Genomic DNA, 16,670 nt, shown 5'->3' on the forward strand with positions numbered 1-16,670 from the left:
TGTCGTGATCAGACGTTGCGGGCCGCGCCGTTTCGGCCTATTTTCACCAATATGAAAATTTGGTCACACTTTCGCTGACGATGCAAGCGGTTTTCATGCACATGAAGGAAGCGGTTTGACGTGAGCGGTGGCAAGAGAATGCGCAAACCGGCCGCTACGAAGCCGGCGAAGCGGGCGAAGTCCAAGGCCGTGACCAAACCGGCGGAGCCCGCGATGGACGTCGCGGTCGGCCGCCGCATCCGGGATCTCAGGCGCGTCAGGCAATTCTCGCTGGAGACGGTCGCGGCGCGCACCGAGCTGTCGATCGGCTTTCTCAGCCAGATCGAGCGCGGGCTGTCCTCGCCGTCGCTGCGGGTGCTGGCGACGCTCGCCGACGTGCTCGGCGTCGGCATCGCCGCATTGTTCGGCGCCAGCCCGAGCGCCGACGGCGCCTCCGATCAGGTGGTGACGCGCGGGCAGCAGCGGCCGGAGCTGAAGCTGTGGCGCACCGGCGTGTCGAAGCAGCTGCTGAGCCCGGCCAGCGCCGACAACAAGCTCAATTTGTTCCTGGTGCATCTGGAGCCCGGCGGCTCCACCGGGGATGAACTCTACACCCATGACGGCGAGGAAGCCGGCCTCGTGCTCGAAGGCGAGATGATGCTGACGGTGGACAGCGAGACCTGGTCGTTGAAGACCGGCGACAGCTTCCGCTTCGCCAGCCGGCGGCCGCATCGGTTTTCGAACCCGGCGCAGGATGCGAAGTCCGTCGTGCTGTGGGTGAATTGCGTGACGGGAGCGGGGTAGCCAATTGCTGTCATTCCGGGGCGATGCGCAGCATCGAACTATGGTGCGCAATTGCGCACCTGAGAATCTCGAGATTCCGGGTTCGCCTCTTCGAGGCGCCCCGGAATGACAGCGTCAATCACCCAAACCGGTGCTTGTACCGCTCCACCGACAGCGCACTGACGTCGATCTCAGGCTTCTTGCCCGAGAGCATGTCGGCGAGCACGCGGCCTGAGCCGCAGGACATGGTCCAGCCGAGCGTGCCGTGGCCGGTGTTGAGGTGGAGATTGGCGTAATGCGTCCGGCCGATCACAGGCGGGCCGTCCGGCGTCATCGGACGCAGGCCGCTCCAGAATGTCGCCTTGGCGAGATCGCCGCCGCGCGGGAACAGGTCGGTCAGCGAATGATCCAGCGTGGCGCGGCGCGCATCGTAGAGCTTGTCCGAATAGCCGGAGATCTCCGCGGTGCCGCCGACGCGGATGCGATCGCCCAATCGCGTGATCGCGACCTTGTAGCTTTCGTCCATCACGGTCGATTCCGGCGCGCCGGAGGCGTCCTGATCGGCACCGTGATCGAATAGCCCTTCACGGGATAGACCGGCAGCGAGATGCCGAGCGGCGCTGCGAGCCGCGACGACCAGCTGCCGAGCGCGAGCACGTAAGCGTCCGCCTGCAACAGCCCGGCGCTGGTCGCAACGCCGCTGACGCGGGCACCCTCGGTGACGATGCGGTCGATCGAGGTGTTGAACATGAAGCGCACGCCGAGCGCCTGGGCATGCTTGGCCAGCGCCTGCGTGAACATGTGGCAGTCGCCGGTCTCGTCCTGCGGCAGGCGAAGGCCGCCGACAAACTTCTCCTTGACGCCTGCCAGCGCCGGCTCGACCGCGATGCAGCCCTCGCGGCTCAGCACCTCGAACGGCACGCCATATTGCTTGAGCACGGCGATGTCCTCGGCGGTGCCATCGAGCTGGGCCTGGTAGCGGAACAGCTGCAGCGTGCCTTGCGCGCGCTCGTCATATTGAATGCCGATGTCGCGGCGCAGATGGCGCAAGGAATCGCGGCTGTATTCCGCGATCGGAATCATCCGGCTCTTGTTGACCGCGTAGCGCGCGCTGGTGCAGTTGCGCAGCATCTTGAGCAGCCAGACCCACATCACGGGATCGAGCTTCGGCCGGATCACCAGCGGGCCGTGCTTCATCAACAGCCACTTGACCGCCTTCACCGGCACGCCGGGGCCGGCCCAGGGCGAGGAATAGCCGGGCGACACCTCACCGGCATTGGCGAAGGACGTCTCCAGCGCCGGCTCGGGCTGACGGTCGACGACCGTCACCTCATGACCAGCACGTGCGAGGTAGTAGGCAGAGGTGACACCGATGACACCGCTGCCGAGGATCAGAACTTTCACGCTTCGTCAAACTCCCGCGGCATCACGCTCGCCGCTGCAAGGACACAACTCGCAACGGCGAGAGCAATTATCAGGCCACCTTCTTGATGGCGTCGCCGAGGATCGAGACCATCTGGTCGATATGGCTCTTCTCGACGATAAGCGGCGGCGACATCGCGAAACTGTCGCCGCTCATGCGCAGGTAAAGGCCGGTGTTGAAGCAGTCGACCATGACGTCATAGCCGCGCGCACCGACGGCGCCGTCGCGCGGCGCCAGCTCGACCGCACCCATCAGGCCGCAATTGCGGATGTCGATGACGTTCGGCAGGCCCTTGAGCGAATGCAGCGCATCGCGCCAATATTCGGCCATCGAGGCACCGCGCGTGAGCAGGCCCTCGTCCTTGTAGATGTCGAGCGTGGCGATACCGGCGGCGCAGGCGGTCGGATGCGCCGAATAGGTGTAGCCGTGGAACAGCTCCATCATGTTTTCCGGGCCGACCATCATGCCGTCATGCACCTTGCGGCTCGCGAACACCGCGCCGCAGGGAATGGTGCCGTTGGTGATGCCCTTGGCCGTCGTCATCAGGTCCGGCGTGACGCCGAAGAAATTGGCGGCGAACGGCGTGCCGAGGCGGCCGAAGCCGGTGATGACCTCGTCGAAGATCAAGAGGATGCCGTGTTTGTCGCAGATCTCGCGCAGGCGCTGCAGATAGCCCTTCGGCGGCGGCAGCACCGCGGTCGAGCCCGGCACCGGCTCGACAATGACGGCGGCGATGGTCTCGGCGCCATGCAGGGCGACCAGACGCCTCGAGATCGTCGGCGAGCTCGGCGCCATGCTCCGGCTGATCCTTGGCGAAGGCGTTGCGGCTGAGGTCGTGGGTATGGCGGATGTGGTCGACGCCCGGCAGCAGGGTGGTGAAGGCGCGGCGGTTGGCGACCATGCCGCCGACCGAGGTGCCGCCGAAGCCGACGCCGTGATAGCCGCGCTCGCGGCCGATCAGGCGGGTGCGGCTGGCTTGGCCGGTGGCGCGGTGATAGGCCAGCGCGATCTTCAGCGCGGTGTCGACCGACTCGGAGCCGGAATTGGTGAAGAAGATGCGGTCGAGGCCCTTAGGCGCGATCTCGGCGAGCCGCTCGGCGAAGTCGAATGCCAGCGGATGGCCCATCTGGAACGACGGCGCGAAATCCAGCGTCATCAGCTGGCGCTCGACCGCGGCGGCGATCTGCTTGCGGCCATGGCCGGCATTGACGCACCAGAGGCCGGCGGAGCCGTCGATCACCTTGCGGCCGTCGACGGTGGTGTAGTGCATGCCCTCGGCCGAGGAGAACAGGCGCGGCGCCTTCTTGAACTGCCGGTTGGCCGTGAACGGCATCCAGAACGAGTCGGTCTTGATAGTGTTCGGAATCTGATGAAGGGTCACGGCCGCGCTCCTTTGCTGACGTCATAGCAGAGGCACGGCTTGGCATGCGCAACAAGTCCTTTTCTGGTGCGCCGCAAGCTATTGATTTGTCTAGACCTGCCGGTCCATATTTGCGCGATCCGCAACACTCGCAACAGGGACCTGGGCTCATGAGCGTCGACATCGGTGGACGGCTGCGATTCATCCGGGCGCGCCACAAGCTGTCGCAGCGCGAGCTGGCCAAGCGCGCCGGGGTCACCAACTCGACGATCTCGCTGATCGAATCCAACCAGATGAACCCCTCGGTCGGCGCGCTCAAGCGCATCCTCGACGGCATCCCGATGGGTCTCGCCGAGTTCTTCGCCCTGGAGCCGGAGTCCAGGCGCAAGATCTTCTACCGTGCCGAGGAGCTCACCGAGGTCGGCAAGAAACCGATCTCCTACCGTCAGATCGGCGACAATCTGTTCGGCCGCAACCTGCAGATCCTGAAAGAGCGCTACGAGCCCGGCAGCGACACCGGACGCGTCCACCTCGTCCACGAGGGCGAGGAAGGCGGCATCGTGATCTCGGGCAAGCTCGAAGTCACCGTCGAGGACGAGCGCCGCATTCTCAACCCGGGCGACGCCTATTATTTCGAGAGCCGCCGGCCGCACCGCTTCCGCTGCGTCGGCGGCAGACCGTGCGAGGTGATCTCGGCCTGCACGCCGCCGACGTTCTGACGCGCAATCGGCCGCATCCGGGAGGATAAGAGGCCCCGCCTTTTCCGAACCAGATTGAGCCAGCTCAATTTCCGGCGGCCAAATCGCCTCTATATTTTGAAGCATAGCCGAGCAGCCTGCCGTAGAGGTGCTGAGGTTATGGCCCCGGGCTCCTAGGCTCTCCGGGGCCGCTTCGTAGACGGAGCTCGCGCATGAAGACCACCCTCGCCAATACCGAAGCCGCACTCCACGACGTGCTGAGCGACGCCGACCAGCTGCACTCGCGAGAGCTGCGCGCGGCCCTCGAGAAATACATCGCGGCGCTACGAGCGCAGATCAAGTCGCTCCGCAAAATGATGAACTGACACCCGGCGGAGCGAGGGAACCTCGCCGCGCCTGCCGCCTCAGCGCGGCGTCAGCAGCTCCTCGATCCGGATCGGAAACTTGCGGACACGCACGCCGGTCGCATGCCAGACCGCGTTGGCGACCGCGCCGGCGCTGCCGGTGATACCGATCTCGCCGACGCCCTTGATGCCGAGCGCGTTGACGTGCGGGTCGTGCTCCTCGACCGTGATGACGTCGAGCGGCGGCACGTCGGCATTCACTGGAACGTGGTACTCGCCGAGATTGGCATTCATGATGCGGCCGGTCCGGCGATCGGTGATGGCCTCCTCGTGCAGCGCGAACGACAGGCCCCAGATCATGCCGCCGAACAGCTGGCTCTGCACCATGCGCGGATTGACGATCCGCCCGGTGGCAAACGCCCCGACCATGCGGGTGACGCGGACCTGGCCGAGCTCGGGATCGACCTTCACCTCCGCGAACACCGCGCCGTGGGCATGCATGGCATATTCCTCCATCGCGGCAGGGTTCGGCGCGCCGGTGCCGCGGGCCTCGACCTCGGTGACGCCGGCACGCGCCAGGATTTCGGAATAGCTCTCGCCGCGGCTCTCGTCGTCGCGCCGGACCAGCCGGCCTTCGCGCGCGATCACGCCGGCATTGCCGGCGCCGAACAGCGGCGAGCGTTCGTCGCCGGTCGCGAGCTCAGCGAGCTTCGCAATCACGGCCGCACCGGCGCTGTGGATCGCAGCTCCCGCCGTCGCGGTGTGCGCCGATCCGCCGGCGATCCCGGCATCGGGCAGGTCGGATGTGCCGGCCTTGAACGCGACGCGGTCGATGTCGAGGCCGAGTTGGTCGGCCGCGATCTGCGCCAGCGCGGTCCAGGCGCCCTGCCCCATGTCGTGCGCGCCGATCTCCATCACGCCCGAGCCGTCGCGCCGGATCGCCGCGCGGGCTTCCGCCTGGAACATCAGCGCCGGGAACGTCGCCGTGCCCATGCCCCAGCCGACCAGGAGGCCGGCATCGTCGCGCATCTGCCGTGGCTGCAGCGAACGCTTGGCCCAGCCGAAGCGCGCTGCGCCCTGCTCGTAGCAGGCCAGCAGCGCCTTTGAAGAAAACGGCTTGCCGCTGATCGGCTCGACCTCGGCGTAGTTCTTGAGGCGGAAGGCGAGCGGATCCATGCCGCAGGCCCAGGCCATCTCGTCGATCGCGCTCTCCAGCGCAATCGAGCCCGTCGCCTCGCCGGGCGCGCGCATGAACAGCGGCGTTCCCGTGTTGACGCGCACGGCGTCATGCGAAGTGCGGATCGCTGGCGCCGTGTAGAGCGTGTGCGAGGCATCGGCCGCGGGCTCGTAGAAATCGTCGAACGTGCTCGACACGGTCCGCGCGTGGTGATCGAGCGCGGTCAGACGTCCCTCGCCGTCAGTGCCGAGGCGCAGGCGCTGGCGCGTCGGCGCACGATGGCCGACCGGGCCGTACATCTGCTCACGACGCAGCACCAGCTTGACCGGCTTGCCGACCAGCTTTGCCGCCATGATGCCGAGCACCTGCGGCCCGCCGATCAGCCCCTTCGAGCCGAAGCCGCCGCCGAGGAATGGACTGCGGATATGGATCTTGTCGTGCGCGATGCCGAACAGTTCGGCAATGCGCGCCAGCGACAGCTTCAGGCCCTGGGTCGGCATGTCGATCGACAATCTGTCGCCATCCCAGCTTGCGACGATGCCGTGCGGCTCCATCGCGTTGTGATATTGCGGCGGCGTCTCGTACGTCGCCTCGATCCGTTTCTCGGCCGCGGCAAGTCCGGCCTCGACATCGCCGCGGTGATTTTCGGTGGGGTTGCCGACGCCGACGACCGGCGGCACGAAACTCGCGCCGGCGTCGAGCCCCACCAGCGGAGGCAACGCCTCGTAGCGCGGCGCCAGCAGCACGGCGCCTTCCGTCGCCGCCTCCAGCGTTTCCGCGATCACGACCGCGATGGGCTGGTTGGCGTAGCGGACTTCGTTGCTCTGCAACGCCTCCATCCGGAACACGAACGGATTGGTCTTGATCTCCGGATCGATCGCCAGCTGCGGCCTGTGCTCCGGCGTCATGACATCGACGACGCCGGGATGGCGTTTTGCGGCGGCGACGTCCAGCGAGACCACGCGGCCATGCGAGATGCTGGAAACAGCGATCACCGCGAACAGCATACCGGGCGGATGATTGTCGGCGGCATAGGTCGCCTGCCCCGTGACCTTGAGGACGCCGTCGCGGCGGGTCAGCGGCTGGCCGATGTTCGAACCGTGCCTGATATGGGCAGGTGCGCTGGTGAGGTTGAGCTCAGGCATGAATGGCTCCGGACGTGGAAGCAAAGGGAGACGCCGGCAGCGCGGGGATGCGCACGGGCGTACCGGCGGCGGCGAGGGTCAGCGCACGCACGACGATGCGGCGTGCGAGCTCGATCTTGAAGGCATTGTCGCCGGACGGCTTCGCGTCGGTCAGCGCACGCCAGGCGGCCTCCTGGAAGACGTCTGCCGTGGGCGCGACGCCTCTCAGCACGTCTTCCGCGGTGCGGGCCCGCCAGGGCTTTGCGGCAACGCCGCCGAGCGCAAGCCGGGCGTCCGCGATCTTGCCGTTCTCGATCCGCAACGCGGCGGCGGCGGAGACGACTGCGAAGGCATAGGACGTGCGCTCGCGGACCTTGAGGTAGCGCGCATGCGCCGCGAATGTGCGCGCCGCCGGCGGCAGGCGCACCGCGACGATGAGGTCGCCGGGCTCGAGCGCGGATTCGCGCGCGGGCGTGTCGCCGGGCAGGCGATGCAGCTCGTCGAGCGCGATCTCGCGACGGCCGCTCCTGCCCTCGATCTCGACCATGGCGTCGAGCGCGACCAGCGGCACGCAGAAGTCGGACGGATGCGTGGCGATGCAGCTCTCGCTCCAGCCGAGCACGGCGTGGCTGCGGTTCTCACCCTCGCGGGCATCGCAGCCGCTGCCGGCCTCGCGCTTGTTGCAGCGGCTGGCGGTGTCGTAGAAATACGCGCAGCGCGTTCGTTGCAACAGATTGCCGCCGACGGTCGCGGCATTGCGCAATTGCGCGGAAGCGCCGGAGAGCAGCGCCTCGGCGACGGCGGGATAGGACTTTGCAAAGGCCGCATCATGCGCGAGATCGGCATTGCTCACCAGCGCGCCGATGCGCACCGAGCCGTCGCCGAGAGTCTCGATGGCATCGAGCCCGTCGAGATGGGTGACGTCGACCAGGCGATCCGGGCGGCTGACGCCGCCCTTCATCAGATCGAGCAGATTGGTGCCGGCAGCGAGGTAGACCGCACCCGGCTGAGCGGCGGCGGCAACGGCTTCGGCGACCGTCGCAGGCCTGATGTAATCGAACGGTTTCATGCCGAGCGCCTCTGATTGGATTGGTCCATCTGTCCTTGCGCATCGAGCACGGCATCGACGATGCCGGCATAGGCGCCGCAGCGGCAGAGATTGCCGCTCATGCATTCGCGGATGCGCTCGGGCTCGTTGCCGGCCTGCGCCTCCTGCATCATGCCGATCGCGCTCATGATCTGGCCCGGCGTGCAGAAGCCGCACTGGAATCCGTCATGGGCGATGAAAGCGGCCTGCACCGGATGCAGCTGGTCGCCGCGCGCGACGCCCTCGATGGTGAGGATGTCGGCGCCGTCATGGCTGATGGCGAGCGCGAGACAGGAATTGATGCGCTTGCCGTCGACCAGAATGGTGCAGGCGCCGCACTGGCCGCGATCGCATCCCTTCTTGGTTCCGGTGAGATGGAGGCGCTCACGCAGGAGATCGAGCAGCGTGACGCGCGGATCGTCGAGGACGAAGTCGCGCCGCGCACCGTTCACGGTGAGGCTGATGGAGTGGTTCATACAAGGCTCCGATCAGAGATGGGCATGAGTCATCGTGCAGCGCGCCACCGCCGTGGCCGCCGTCGATATGCGCCGACCGGGGGAAAGCCGGTCAGCAACCAGGCGAAGATACGGAGGCACCCTCCGCTTAACAAGAGCCGGTGCGAAAATATCTGGAATTCGTCAAAAGCCCCTGCGTCACCAACGCGATGCAGCCCTGCGAAGGTCCGGCGAGGGTTCAATCTAACCAATTCGTGATCTACATTGCCCGCCATGGACGACCACGCCGATCACACCCGCAAGCCCCGCGCCGATGCCGTGCGCAACCGCGAGCGCGTGCTCGAGGCTGCGAAGGCCGTGTTCAGCGCCGGAGGCCCCGAGGCCAGCCTGGAAGCCGTGGCAAAACGCGCCGGCGTCGGCATCGGCACGCTCTATCGGCATTTTCCGACGCGCGAGGACCTGTTCGAGGCGGTGTACCGGCGCGAGGTCGACCAGCTCAGCGAGCTGGCCGAGCAGTTGAAGAACGCCAAGGACCCGGTCGACGCGTTGCGGCGCTGGCTGCGCTCCAACGTCGAATTCGTCGCCACCAAGAAAGGCATGTCGGCCGCGCTGGCGCTGACCTTCCAGAGCTCGTCGGAGCTTGCGGCATTCTCGATGGACCGGCTGACCAAGGCGATCGGCTCGCTGCTCGACCGCGCCGTCGCGGCCGGCGAGATGCGCGGCGACATCAGCCCGGAAGATCTGCTGAGGGCGCTCGTCGGCATGTGCTACATGCACGACCAGCCCGGCTGGCAGTCCTCGGTGCTGCGCATGCTCGACGTGTTCGTCGACGGCTTGCGCGTGCAGTCTGGGGCCAAGGCACGCGTCGCCAAGCCCGCGAAGCCGACCGCAAAGCGGAGGCGGTAAAAGATCATCCCGTCAGGATAGGCTTCAGCGCGTCGCGCTGCAGCACGATGAACTCGAAGAACGCCGCGATCCGCGGCACGCGCCTGAGATCGGGATGCGTCAGGATACGCCAATTCCGGGTCAATTCCGGGATAGGCCCGAGCACGCGTACGAGGTCCGGCTCGGCGTCCCCAAGCGCAATCGGAAGCGGCCCGATGCCGACCCCTGACTTGATCGCGGAGACAAGACCAAGCACGCTGTTGATGCGCGCAGACATCCGGGCATCCGGCGCAACCTCCTTCAACCATTTGACGGCACGGTGATGGGCCAGCGATTCGTCCAGGCCGACCAGCAGATGCCCCGCGAGATCCTCGATGTGCTGGGGCTTGCCGTGCCGTTCGAGATAGTCGCGGCTGGCGTACACCGCCCAGATCGACTCGGCGATCTTGCGCCCCACCAGTTCATCATCGGTATCGCCCGAGCGGAAGGCCACGTCGACCTCGCCCTTGGACAGATCGAGATAGCGGTCGCTCATCACGAACTCGACCCGAAGCGAGGGATGCTGCGCGTGAAAAACGTCGATCAGGCCAGATTGGATCAGCCGGGCAACGATCGGCTCCGGACAGGTCACGCGGATCACACCTTTCATGTCCTGCTCAACGTCGTTGGCGCGCCGCGCGAAGTCGCCGATAGTGGCTTCGACGCGCTCGGCATATGGCAACATCGCATGGCCAAACTCGGTCAGGCGGTAACCGGTCTGCTGACGCGCCACCAGTGCCCGACCGAGCCGCCGTTCGAGTTCGTCGAGCCGGCGATGCACGGTCGACTGGCTGATGCCGAGCGCCTTGCCGGCGGCAATCGTGCTGCCGTGGCGCGCGACCGCCAGGAAATATTTGAGATCGTTCCAGTCGAACATGGAGAGATTATGCACTTCTGCGGCCGCCCCCCGCAATGTTGCGGCTCCCGGGCCTGAACGACCGCCCCTAGGCTGCTGCACATTCGCGATCCGCAATGGAGCCTGAACATGCGCCCTCGCCTCGTCCTCAGCACCGCAATCGTGCTGGGCTGGACCGCCGCAGCCGTCGCTCAAGGCCACGATGCGCATGGCGTCGCCAAACCAAACCTGGTGCTGCAACAAGCGGTTGAGGGGCTGCCGAAGGATGAGAAGCAATCGGTGCGGGTGATGACCGCATCGTTCAAGCCGGGCGACAAGACCGTCTATCACACCCACCGTTTCCCGGTGACCGTGTACGTGCTCGAAGGCGCCTTCACCCTGGAGCTGGCCGGCAAACCGCCGCTCACGGTCAGGGCGGGCGAGGCCCTGGTCGAACCGCCCAACGTACCAATGACCGGCTACAACCGCACAGACGGGGAGACCAGGGTCGTCATCTTCTATGTCAGCGCGGTCGATACGCCCTTCCTGGACCCGCTTGCGCCCTGAGGGAGCCTAGGTCGCGAAACCCGGGCCTGCCTTCACCGCGCTCATCCGCGAGCGGATCAGCAGCAGCACGACGATGCTGATGTTGAGCGCGTTCCAGGCCACGCCGTTGGCGAACGCCGCGCCGTAGGAGCCGGTGGCGTCGAAGATCACGCCCGACACCCAGCCGCCGAACGACATGCCGAACACCGAGGCGAAGATCACGATGCCGACGCGCGTCGCCGCCTCGCTCGCCGGCATCGCCTCGCGCACGATGATGGCGTAGCTCGGCACGATGCCGCCCTGGAACAGGCCGAACATCGCGGAGATGAGATAGAGCGAGGCGAGGCTGTCGAAGAACAGATAGAACACCAGCGCAAAGCCCTGCGCCAGCGATCCCACCAGCAGCGTGCGGATGCCGCCGATCTTGTCGGCGAGATAGCCGGAGCCGATCCGGCTGATGATGCCGCAGCCCATCATCAAGGACAGCATCTCGGCGCCGCGCGCCACGCCGTAGCCGAGATCGCCGCAATAGGCGACGATGTGCACCTGCGGCATCGCCATGGCGACGCAGCACGAGATGCTGGCGATCGAGAGCAGCACGGTCAGCGTGTTGGTCGACAGCTTGAGATCGACGCGGGGCGGCGGCGCATTGGCATGGTCGCGGACATGGTCGTCGCCCATCTGCGCGCGCAGGACGAGGACCAGAAGCGCCATCGTGCTGGCACAGACGATGCCGATGCCGATATGGGTGTAGCGCCAGCCGATCGTCTCGGTGCCCCAGCTCACGATCGGCGGCCACATCGTTCCCGCGACGTAATTGCCGCTGGCGACGATGGTCACGGCAAGGCCGCGATAGCGCTCGAACCAGTGCGAGGCTTCCGCCATCAGCGGCGCGAAGGTCGCCGAGGTGCCGAGGCCGATCAGGAAATAGGCGGCGACGAACTGCCAGAGCTGCGTCGACAGGCCCGCGAGCACATTGGCGATGCCGAGAAAGGCAATGCTGATCGCCATCGCGAGCACGATGCCGAACCGGTCGGTGATCTTGCCGGCGATCACCCCGCCGAGCCCGAAACCGAACATCATCAGCGTGAAGGCCAGCGACACGGCGCCGCGCGTCGCCCCGAACTCGGCCTGCACCACGGGAATCACGACCACGACGGCCCACATGCCGACGGCGCCGATCGAGCCGATGACGAGCGCAAGTACGAGGCGCACCCAGGCCTGACGCGAATCAGGCGTGAAGGAGGCCGGTCTCTGTCCTGGATGATTTGGCGCGAGCACGGCCGGAACATGTTCGCTGGGCGCTTGATGGTCAAGCATCGTGGCGCGATATTGGGCATGCGCTGTGCACTGCGGTAACAAGGTGCTTGGCGGCCGCCACTTTTGCGATTAGCTTGCAATCAGCGCAGGCACCATCGCCGCGTTGGGAACCTGACGACGCAATGTTGCTGCGATTGAGACGATCGGTGCGGATCAGGGTGGGGCGCCTCATTGCCCTCGCCTATCTGTTCTGCGTGCTCGCGCCGGCAGCAAGCCTCGCCTTGAGCAACGGCCCGGCGCCCTGCCTCGATGAGGCCGTGCTGGCGGACGCCGTGCCGGCGCATCATCAGATGCCTGCCGGCCACGGGCATGAGGCCACCTCGCATCAGCCCGCTGGACCGCACTCGCATCACCAGACCGCCGAACGGGATGCACCGGCGCCGCATCATCATGACGGCCAGGGCACGGTCGGCCCCTGCTGCGCGATGATGTGCGTGAGCGCATTGCCGGCCGATCTGCCCAGCGTCGCCATGCCGCTTCTGCCTGTCACCGCCTGTGCGCCGGAGATCGTCGCCAGCCTGCACAGCGCGGCGCCGCCCCTGCACTACCGCCCTCCCATCGCCTGATCTGACGCGACGATTTCGGGCCGTTGCGCGCTCTCCGCGCGCGCGGGCCTGTGGTCCTTCAGATCAGGGATGAATCATGCTGACGCTTTCCGGGGCGGAGTCCGCCGCAACATCTGCGGTGCGTGGACGACACTTTCGATTCTATTGGCCGGCGCTGGCTTTGGTTGCGCAGGCGCTGTCCGGCTGCATGCCGGCCACCACGCAGGTCGCGGCCGCCGATCCGGCCGATCCGGCGGCGAAGGTCGTGCCGGTCGGCTATCGGTCGACCATCGCGCCCTACACCAGCCTGCGGCCAGCGACACCGGCGCCATGGCGCGGCCGCAACGACGCGGTGACGCCGCAGCCGAAGCAGGACCGGTAGGAGCGCGCCATGTCATGCCATCTTGCGCGAGGCCTGCTCGTCCTCACCGCGTTCAGCGTCTCCGGCTGCGCCGCGTTCTCGCCCGACAGCGGCATGAGCGCCGTCTCCGAGCTGACCAGCCGGGCCATCAACAAGGACGTCGCCTTCGTGCGAACGGCCGACGGCGCCGGCGCGGTCGAGGCGCGCGTTCAGCAATTGCTGGCGCGCACGCTGAGCGTCGAGAGCGCGGTGCAGATCGCGCTGCTCAACAACAAGGGACTGCAAGCCGCCTATAACGAGCTGGCGTTGGCCGAGGCCGATCTGGTCGAGCAGAGCCTGCCGCCCAATCCCGTGTTCGCGGTCTCGCGCATCACGGGCAATGGCGCCAGCGAGATCGAGCGCCAGGTGGTCGGCGATATCCTCGCGCTCGCCACCCTGCCGTTCCGCTCCGAGATCGCCCGCGAGCATTTTCGTCAGGCCCAGCTGCGCGCGGCGCTGGCAACGCTGAGGCTCGCCGCCGACGTCCGCCGCGCCTATTGGCGCGCCGTTGCCGGCAACGAGATGGTGGCGCTGCTGACCGACGCCAAGGCGACGGCGGAATCGACCGCACAGCTCGCCGGCAAGCTCGGCGAGACCGGCTCCCTCAACAAGCTCGACCAGGCCCGCGAGCAGGTGTTTTACGCCGAGACCACCGCCGACCTCGCCACCGCACGCCAGATGGTAGCGAGCTCGCGCGAAAGACTGGCACGCCTGATGGGGCTGTGGGACGGCGGCCTCGACTTCCGCCTGCCGAACGCGTTGCCGGCGCTGCCGCGCCGCCCGCTGACCTTGCCTTCGATCGAGACCGACGCGGTCGCCCATCGCATCGACCTGCAGATCGCGCGGCTGGAGCTGGTGGCACTGGCCAAGGCCTTGAACCTCACCGAGGCGACGCGCTTCGTGACCCTGCTCGACCTCGCCGGCATCTCCCGCCGCACGCAGGATCCGGAAGCGCCGCCTTTCCGCGAGCGCGGCTTCGACGTCCAGTTCCAGATCCCGATCTTCGATGGCGGCGAGGTGCGGGTGCGGCAGGCGGCGGAGACCTACAATCTCGCCTTCAACCGCCTGACCGAGCGCGCCGTCAACGTGCGCTCGGAAGCGCGCGACGCCTATCGCGTCTATCGCTCGACCTACGACGTCGCCAGCCACTACCAGCGCGAGATCATCCCCTTGCGCAAGATCATCACCGAGGAGATGCAGCTGCGCTTCTCCAGCATGCAGGTCGACATCTTCGCGCTGCTGACCGAGGCGCGGCAACGCCTGGCCTCGCTGCGCGGCGCGATCGACGCCAGGCAGCGCTTCTTTCTCGCCCAGGCCGACTTGCAGACCGCCGTCAACGGCGGCGGCGTGCCGGCCGCCGGCGGCGACAATCCAACCGCCATCGCCGCGGCAGCGCCTGCCGCCGGCGGCGGCCACTGACACGGAGACCGAGATGTTTTCCCGCCGAGGATTTTTGGGAACCGCCGCGCTCGTCGGCGCGTCTGCGGTTCAAGGCCGCGTGCAGGCCGCGTCGATTCCGGAAGCCCCGCACATGGACAAGGTGGTGATGCAGCCGCCGCTCCATCCCGCCAGCGGACCCGACTATCGCCCCGTGGTGACGCTGAACGGCTGGTCGCTGCCGTTCCGCATGAACGGCGACTGGAAGGAATTCCATCTCGTCGCCGAGCCCGTGGTGCGCGAGTTCGCCGAGGGCATGAAGGTGAATCTGTGGGGCTATAACGGCCAGTCGCCCGGACCGACGATCGAGGCGGTCGAGGGCGACAAGCTCCGCATCTTCGTCACCAACCGCTTGCCCGAATACACCAGTGTGCACTGGCACGGCATGATCATTCCCAGCGGCATGGACGGCGTCGGCGGGCTGACCCAACCGCATATCCAGCCGGGCAAGACCTTCGTCTACGAGTTCGAGATGAAGAAAAGCGGAACCTTCATGTACCACCCGCATTCCGACGAGATGGTGCAGATGGCGATGGGCATGATGGGCATGGTCGTCGTGCATCCGCGCGACCAGAGCTTCCGGCCGGTCGACCGCGACTTCGTCTTCGTGATGAGCACCTATCGCGTCGATCCCGGCACCTATCTGCCCCACGTCAACGAGATGACCGACTTCAACATGTGGACCTGGAATGCGCGGGTGTTTCCCGGCATCGATCCCTTGCCGGTCCGGCTCGGCGACAAGGTGCGCGTGCGCATCGGCAATCTCAGCATGACCAACCATCCGATCCACCTGCACGGCCACAGCTTTGCGGTGACCTGCACCGACGGCGGCTGGATCCCGGAGAGCGCACAATATCCGGAGACGACGACCGACGTGCCGGTCGGCGCCGTCAGGGTGTTCGACGTGCTCGCCGACAATCCGGGCGACTGGGCATTCCACTGTCACAAGTCGCATCACACCATGAACGCGATGGGGCACGACGTGCGCAACCTGATCGGCGTGTCGCGCAAGGATCTCGCCAAGGCCGTCGGCAAGCTCGCGCCCGACGGCATGGCGATGGGCTCGACCGGCATGGCGATGGGCAACATGGAGATGCCGACGCCGGACAACACGCTGCCGATGATGACCGGCACCGGCCAGTTCGGCCCGATCGAGATGGGCGGCATGTTCACGGTGATGAAGATCCGCGAGGACCTCGCGCGCGACGATTATCGCGATCCCGGTCCTTACAAATTTCCGCAAGGCACCGTTGCCTACGAGGTCGCGGCGCCGGCCGCGGAGCCGGCGCGGCCGACACCAGGCCGTCCGCCGATGAAGCACAAGATGTGAGCGTTTCGATGAACCATCAACTGGAGATGACGATGAAGACGATCAAGCTCGGCCTCGCGCTGGTTGCGCTGTCGGCCGCGCCGGCCCTTGCGCATGACAAGCAATCTCACGCGACCTTTTCGGCCGGCGAGCCCGGCGATCCCAAGAAGCCCGCACGCACAATCGAAATTCTGATGAACGAGATGGACTACACGCCTGCGAAAATCGAGGTCAAGCGCGGCGAGCAGATCCGCTTCGTGCTGCGCAATGTCGGCAAGGAGGACCACGAATTCCTGCTCGCCACGACCAAGGAGAACCTCGCGCATGCGGAGCAGATGAAGAAGCATCCGCACATGGAGCACGACGAGCCCAATGCGGCCCGGCTTGCACCAAAGAAGACGACCGAGATCCTCTGGAAGTTCAGCAAGCCCGGCACCTTCGAATATTCGTGCCTCATTCCCGACCACCGCGAGTACGGCATGGTCGGCCAGGTCACCGTGAAGTAAAGCGAAAGGAGATCCACATGAACCGCATCATCGGTATCGCTGCCGCGCTGGCGCTGACCGTCGGCCTTGCGACTGCAACCCTCGCCGCCGAGGGCGCCTCGATCAGCGGCGAGGTCAAGAAGATCGACGAGAGCGCCGGCAAGATCACGCTCAAGCACGGTCCGGCGAAGAGCCTCGGCATGGAGGACCCCATGACCATGGTCTATCGGGTCAAGGATCCCGCCATGCTCAAGCAGGTGAAGGTCGGCGACAAGGTGACCTTCGAGGCCGAGGAGGCGGCCTCGGGGTACACGGTGACGAAGATGCAGAAGGCGAAATAGCCTCTCCTGTCATTCCGGGGCGCGCCTCTTGGCGCGAACCCGGAATCCATTTCTCCACAACGCCTGCGGCCCGATGGATTCCGGGTTCGATGCTTCGC

The 16,670-nt window shown here is 66.6% G+C and carries 16 protein-coding genes and 2 pseudogenes; 11 read left to right on the plus strand and 7 right to left on the minus strand.

The window, feature by feature from the left end; genetic code table 11:
* Nucleotides 1-138: 138 nt before the first annotated feature.
* A complete protein-coding gene (locus ACETMP_RS16795) occupies nucleotides 139-783 on the plus strand; it encodes a helix-turn-helix domain-containing protein (RefSeq protein ID WP_375157062.1) in 645 nt (214 codons plus the stop codon).
* 118 nt (nucleotides 784-901) lie between these two features.
* On the opposite strand, the pseudogene ACETMP_RS16800 reads toward ACETMP_RS16795, so the two are convergent.
* Together ACETMP_RS16800 and ACETMP_RS16805 are read right to left on the minus strand one after the other, a co-directional pair.
* A pseudogene (locus tag ACETMP_RS16800) lies at nucleotides 902-2,166 on the minus strand (D-amino acid dehydrogenase).
* Between the two features lie 70 nt (nucleotides 2,167-2,236).
* Nucleotides 2,237-3,518, minus strand: a pseudogene (locus ACETMP_RS16805) (aspartate aminotransferase family protein).
* Between the two features lie 197 nt (nucleotides 3,519-3,715).
* On the opposite strand from ACETMP_RS16805, the gene ACETMP_RS16810 reads away from it, so the two are divergent.
* Both ACETMP_RS16810 and ACETMP_RS16815 read left to right on the plus strand, forming a co-directional pair.
* Nucleotides 3,716-4,264 (plus strand): cupin domain-containing protein, encoded by a 549-nt coding sequence (locus ACETMP_RS16810; RefSeq protein WP_375157063.1) that lies wholly within the window; start codon nucleotides 3,716-3,718, stop codon nucleotides 4,262-4,264.
* 191 nt (nucleotides 4,265-4,455) lie between these two features.
* On the plus strand, nucleotides 4,456-4,608 hold the full coding sequence (locus ACETMP_RS16815; RefSeq protein WP_375157064.1) for a hypothetical protein: 153 nt from the start codon (nucleotides 4,456-4,458) through the stop codon (nucleotides 4,606-4,608).
* Between the two features lie 39 nt (nucleotides 4,609-4,647).
* Here the strand turns inward: ACETMP_RS16815 and ACETMP_RS16820 are convergent, their stop codons facing one another.
* From ACETMP_RS16820 to ACETMP_RS16830, 3 genes are read right to left on the minus strand one after another with little or no spacing between them, the layout of a single operon-like run.
* Nucleotides 4,648-6,909, minus strand: coding sequence for a xanthine dehydrogenase family protein molybdopterin-binding subunit (locus ACETMP_RS16820; protein ID WP_375157065.1), 2,262 nt, complete (start codon nucleotides 6,907-6,909; stop codon nucleotides 4,648-4,650).
* Nucleotides 6,902-7,957: an FAD binding domain-containing protein gene (locus tag ACETMP_RS16825; RefSeq protein WP_375157066.1), complete on the minus strand. Its 1,056-nt coding sequence runs from the start codon at nucleotides 7,955-7,957 to the stop codon at nucleotides 6,902-6,904. Before ACETMP_RS16825 ends, ACETMP_RS16820 begins: the two co-directional genes overlap by 8 nt.
* On the minus strand, nucleotides 7,954-8,451 hold the full coding sequence (locus tag ACETMP_RS16830; RefSeq protein WP_375157067.1) for a (2Fe-2S)-binding protein: 498 nt from the start codon (nucleotides 8,449-8,451) through the stop codon (nucleotides 7,954-7,956). Before ACETMP_RS16830 ends, ACETMP_RS16825 begins: the two co-directional genes overlap by 4 nt.
* Nucleotides 8,452-8,703: 252 nt before the next feature.
* Here ACETMP_RS16830 and ACETMP_RS16835 point away from each other — a divergent pair, with 252 nt between their 5' ends.
* The gene (locus ACETMP_RS16835; protein WP_375157068.1) at nucleotides 8,704-9,336 is read left to right on the plus strand and encodes a TetR/AcrR family transcriptional regulator; all 633 of its coding nucleotides are present in this window, start codon (nucleotides 8,704-8,706) and stop codon (nucleotides 9,334-9,336) included.
* Between the two features lie 4 nt (nucleotides 9,337-9,340).
* On the opposite strand, the gene ACETMP_RS16840 is transcribed toward ACETMP_RS16835, so the two are convergent.
* Nucleotides 9,341-10,246 (minus strand): LysR family transcriptional regulator, encoded by a 906-nt coding sequence (locus ACETMP_RS16840; protein ID WP_375157069.1) that lies wholly within the window; start codon nucleotides 10,244-10,246, stop codon nucleotides 9,341-9,343.
* A 93-nt stretch (nucleotides 10,247-10,339) separates the two neighbouring features.
* Between ACETMP_RS16840 and ACETMP_RS16845 the strand changes: the two genes are divergently transcribed.
* Nucleotides 10,340-10,756: a cupin domain-containing protein gene (locus ACETMP_RS16845; RefSeq protein ID WP_375157070.1), complete on the plus strand. Its 417-nt coding sequence runs from the start codon at nucleotides 10,340-10,342 to the stop codon at nucleotides 10,754-10,756.
* Between the two features lie 6 nt (nucleotides 10,757-10,762).
* Here the strand turns inward: ACETMP_RS16845 and ACETMP_RS16850 are convergent, their stop codons facing one another.
* Nucleotides 10,763-11,950: an MFS transporter gene (locus ACETMP_RS16850; protein WP_375157071.1), complete on the minus strand. Its 1,188-nt coding sequence runs from the start codon at nucleotides 11,948-11,950 to the stop codon at nucleotides 10,763-10,765.
* A gap of 251 nt (nucleotides 11,951-12,201) precedes the next feature.
* On the opposite strand from ACETMP_RS16850, the gene ACETMP_RS16855 reads away from it, so the two are divergent.
* From ACETMP_RS16855 to ACETMP_RS16880, 6 genes are all read left to right on the plus strand, one after another.
* Nucleotides 12,202-12,621, plus strand: coding sequence for a hypothetical protein (locus ACETMP_RS16855; RefSeq protein WP_375157072.1), 420 nt, complete (start codon nucleotides 12,202-12,204; stop codon nucleotides 12,619-12,621).
* Nucleotides 12,622-12,697: 76 nt separating this feature from the next.
* Nucleotides 12,698-12,982, plus strand: a complete 285-nt coding sequence (locus ACETMP_RS16860; RefSeq protein WP_375157073.1) for a hypothetical protein — start codon at nucleotides 12,698-12,700, stop codon at nucleotides 12,980-12,982.
* Nucleotides 12,983-12,991: 9 nt separating this feature from the next.
* The gene (locus ACETMP_RS16865; protein WP_375157074.1) at nucleotides 12,992-14,419 is read left to right on the plus strand and encodes a TolC family protein; all 1,428 of its coding nucleotides are present in this window, start codon (nucleotides 12,992-12,994) and stop codon (nucleotides 14,417-14,419) included.
* A 13-nt stretch (nucleotides 14,420-14,432) separates the two neighbouring features.
* Nucleotides 14,433-15,767: a copper oxidase gene (locus tag ACETMP_RS16870; RefSeq protein ID WP_375157075.1), complete on the plus strand. Its 1,335-nt coding sequence runs from the start codon at nucleotides 14,433-14,435 to the stop codon at nucleotides 15,765-15,767.
* 8 nt (nucleotides 15,768-15,775) lie between these two features.
* Nucleotides 15,776-16,252: a cupredoxin domain-containing protein gene (locus ACETMP_RS16875; RefSeq protein ID WP_375157076.1), complete on the plus strand. Its 477-nt coding sequence runs from the start codon at nucleotides 15,776-15,778 to the stop codon at nucleotides 16,250-16,252.
* A gap of 17 nt (nucleotides 16,253-16,269) precedes the next feature.
* A complete protein-coding gene (locus ACETMP_RS16880; protein ID WP_375157077.1) occupies nucleotides 16,270-16,572 on the plus strand; it encodes a copper-binding protein in 303 nt (100 codons plus the stop codon).
* Nucleotides 16,573-16,670 lie beyond the last annotated feature (98 nt).

The sequence above is a fragment of the Bradyrhizobium dasycarpum genome (genome assembly GCF_042019905.1).
GTDB lineage: Bacteria > Pseudomonadota > Alphaproteobacteria > Rhizobiales > Xanthobacteraceae > Bradyrhizobium > Bradyrhizobium japonicum_B.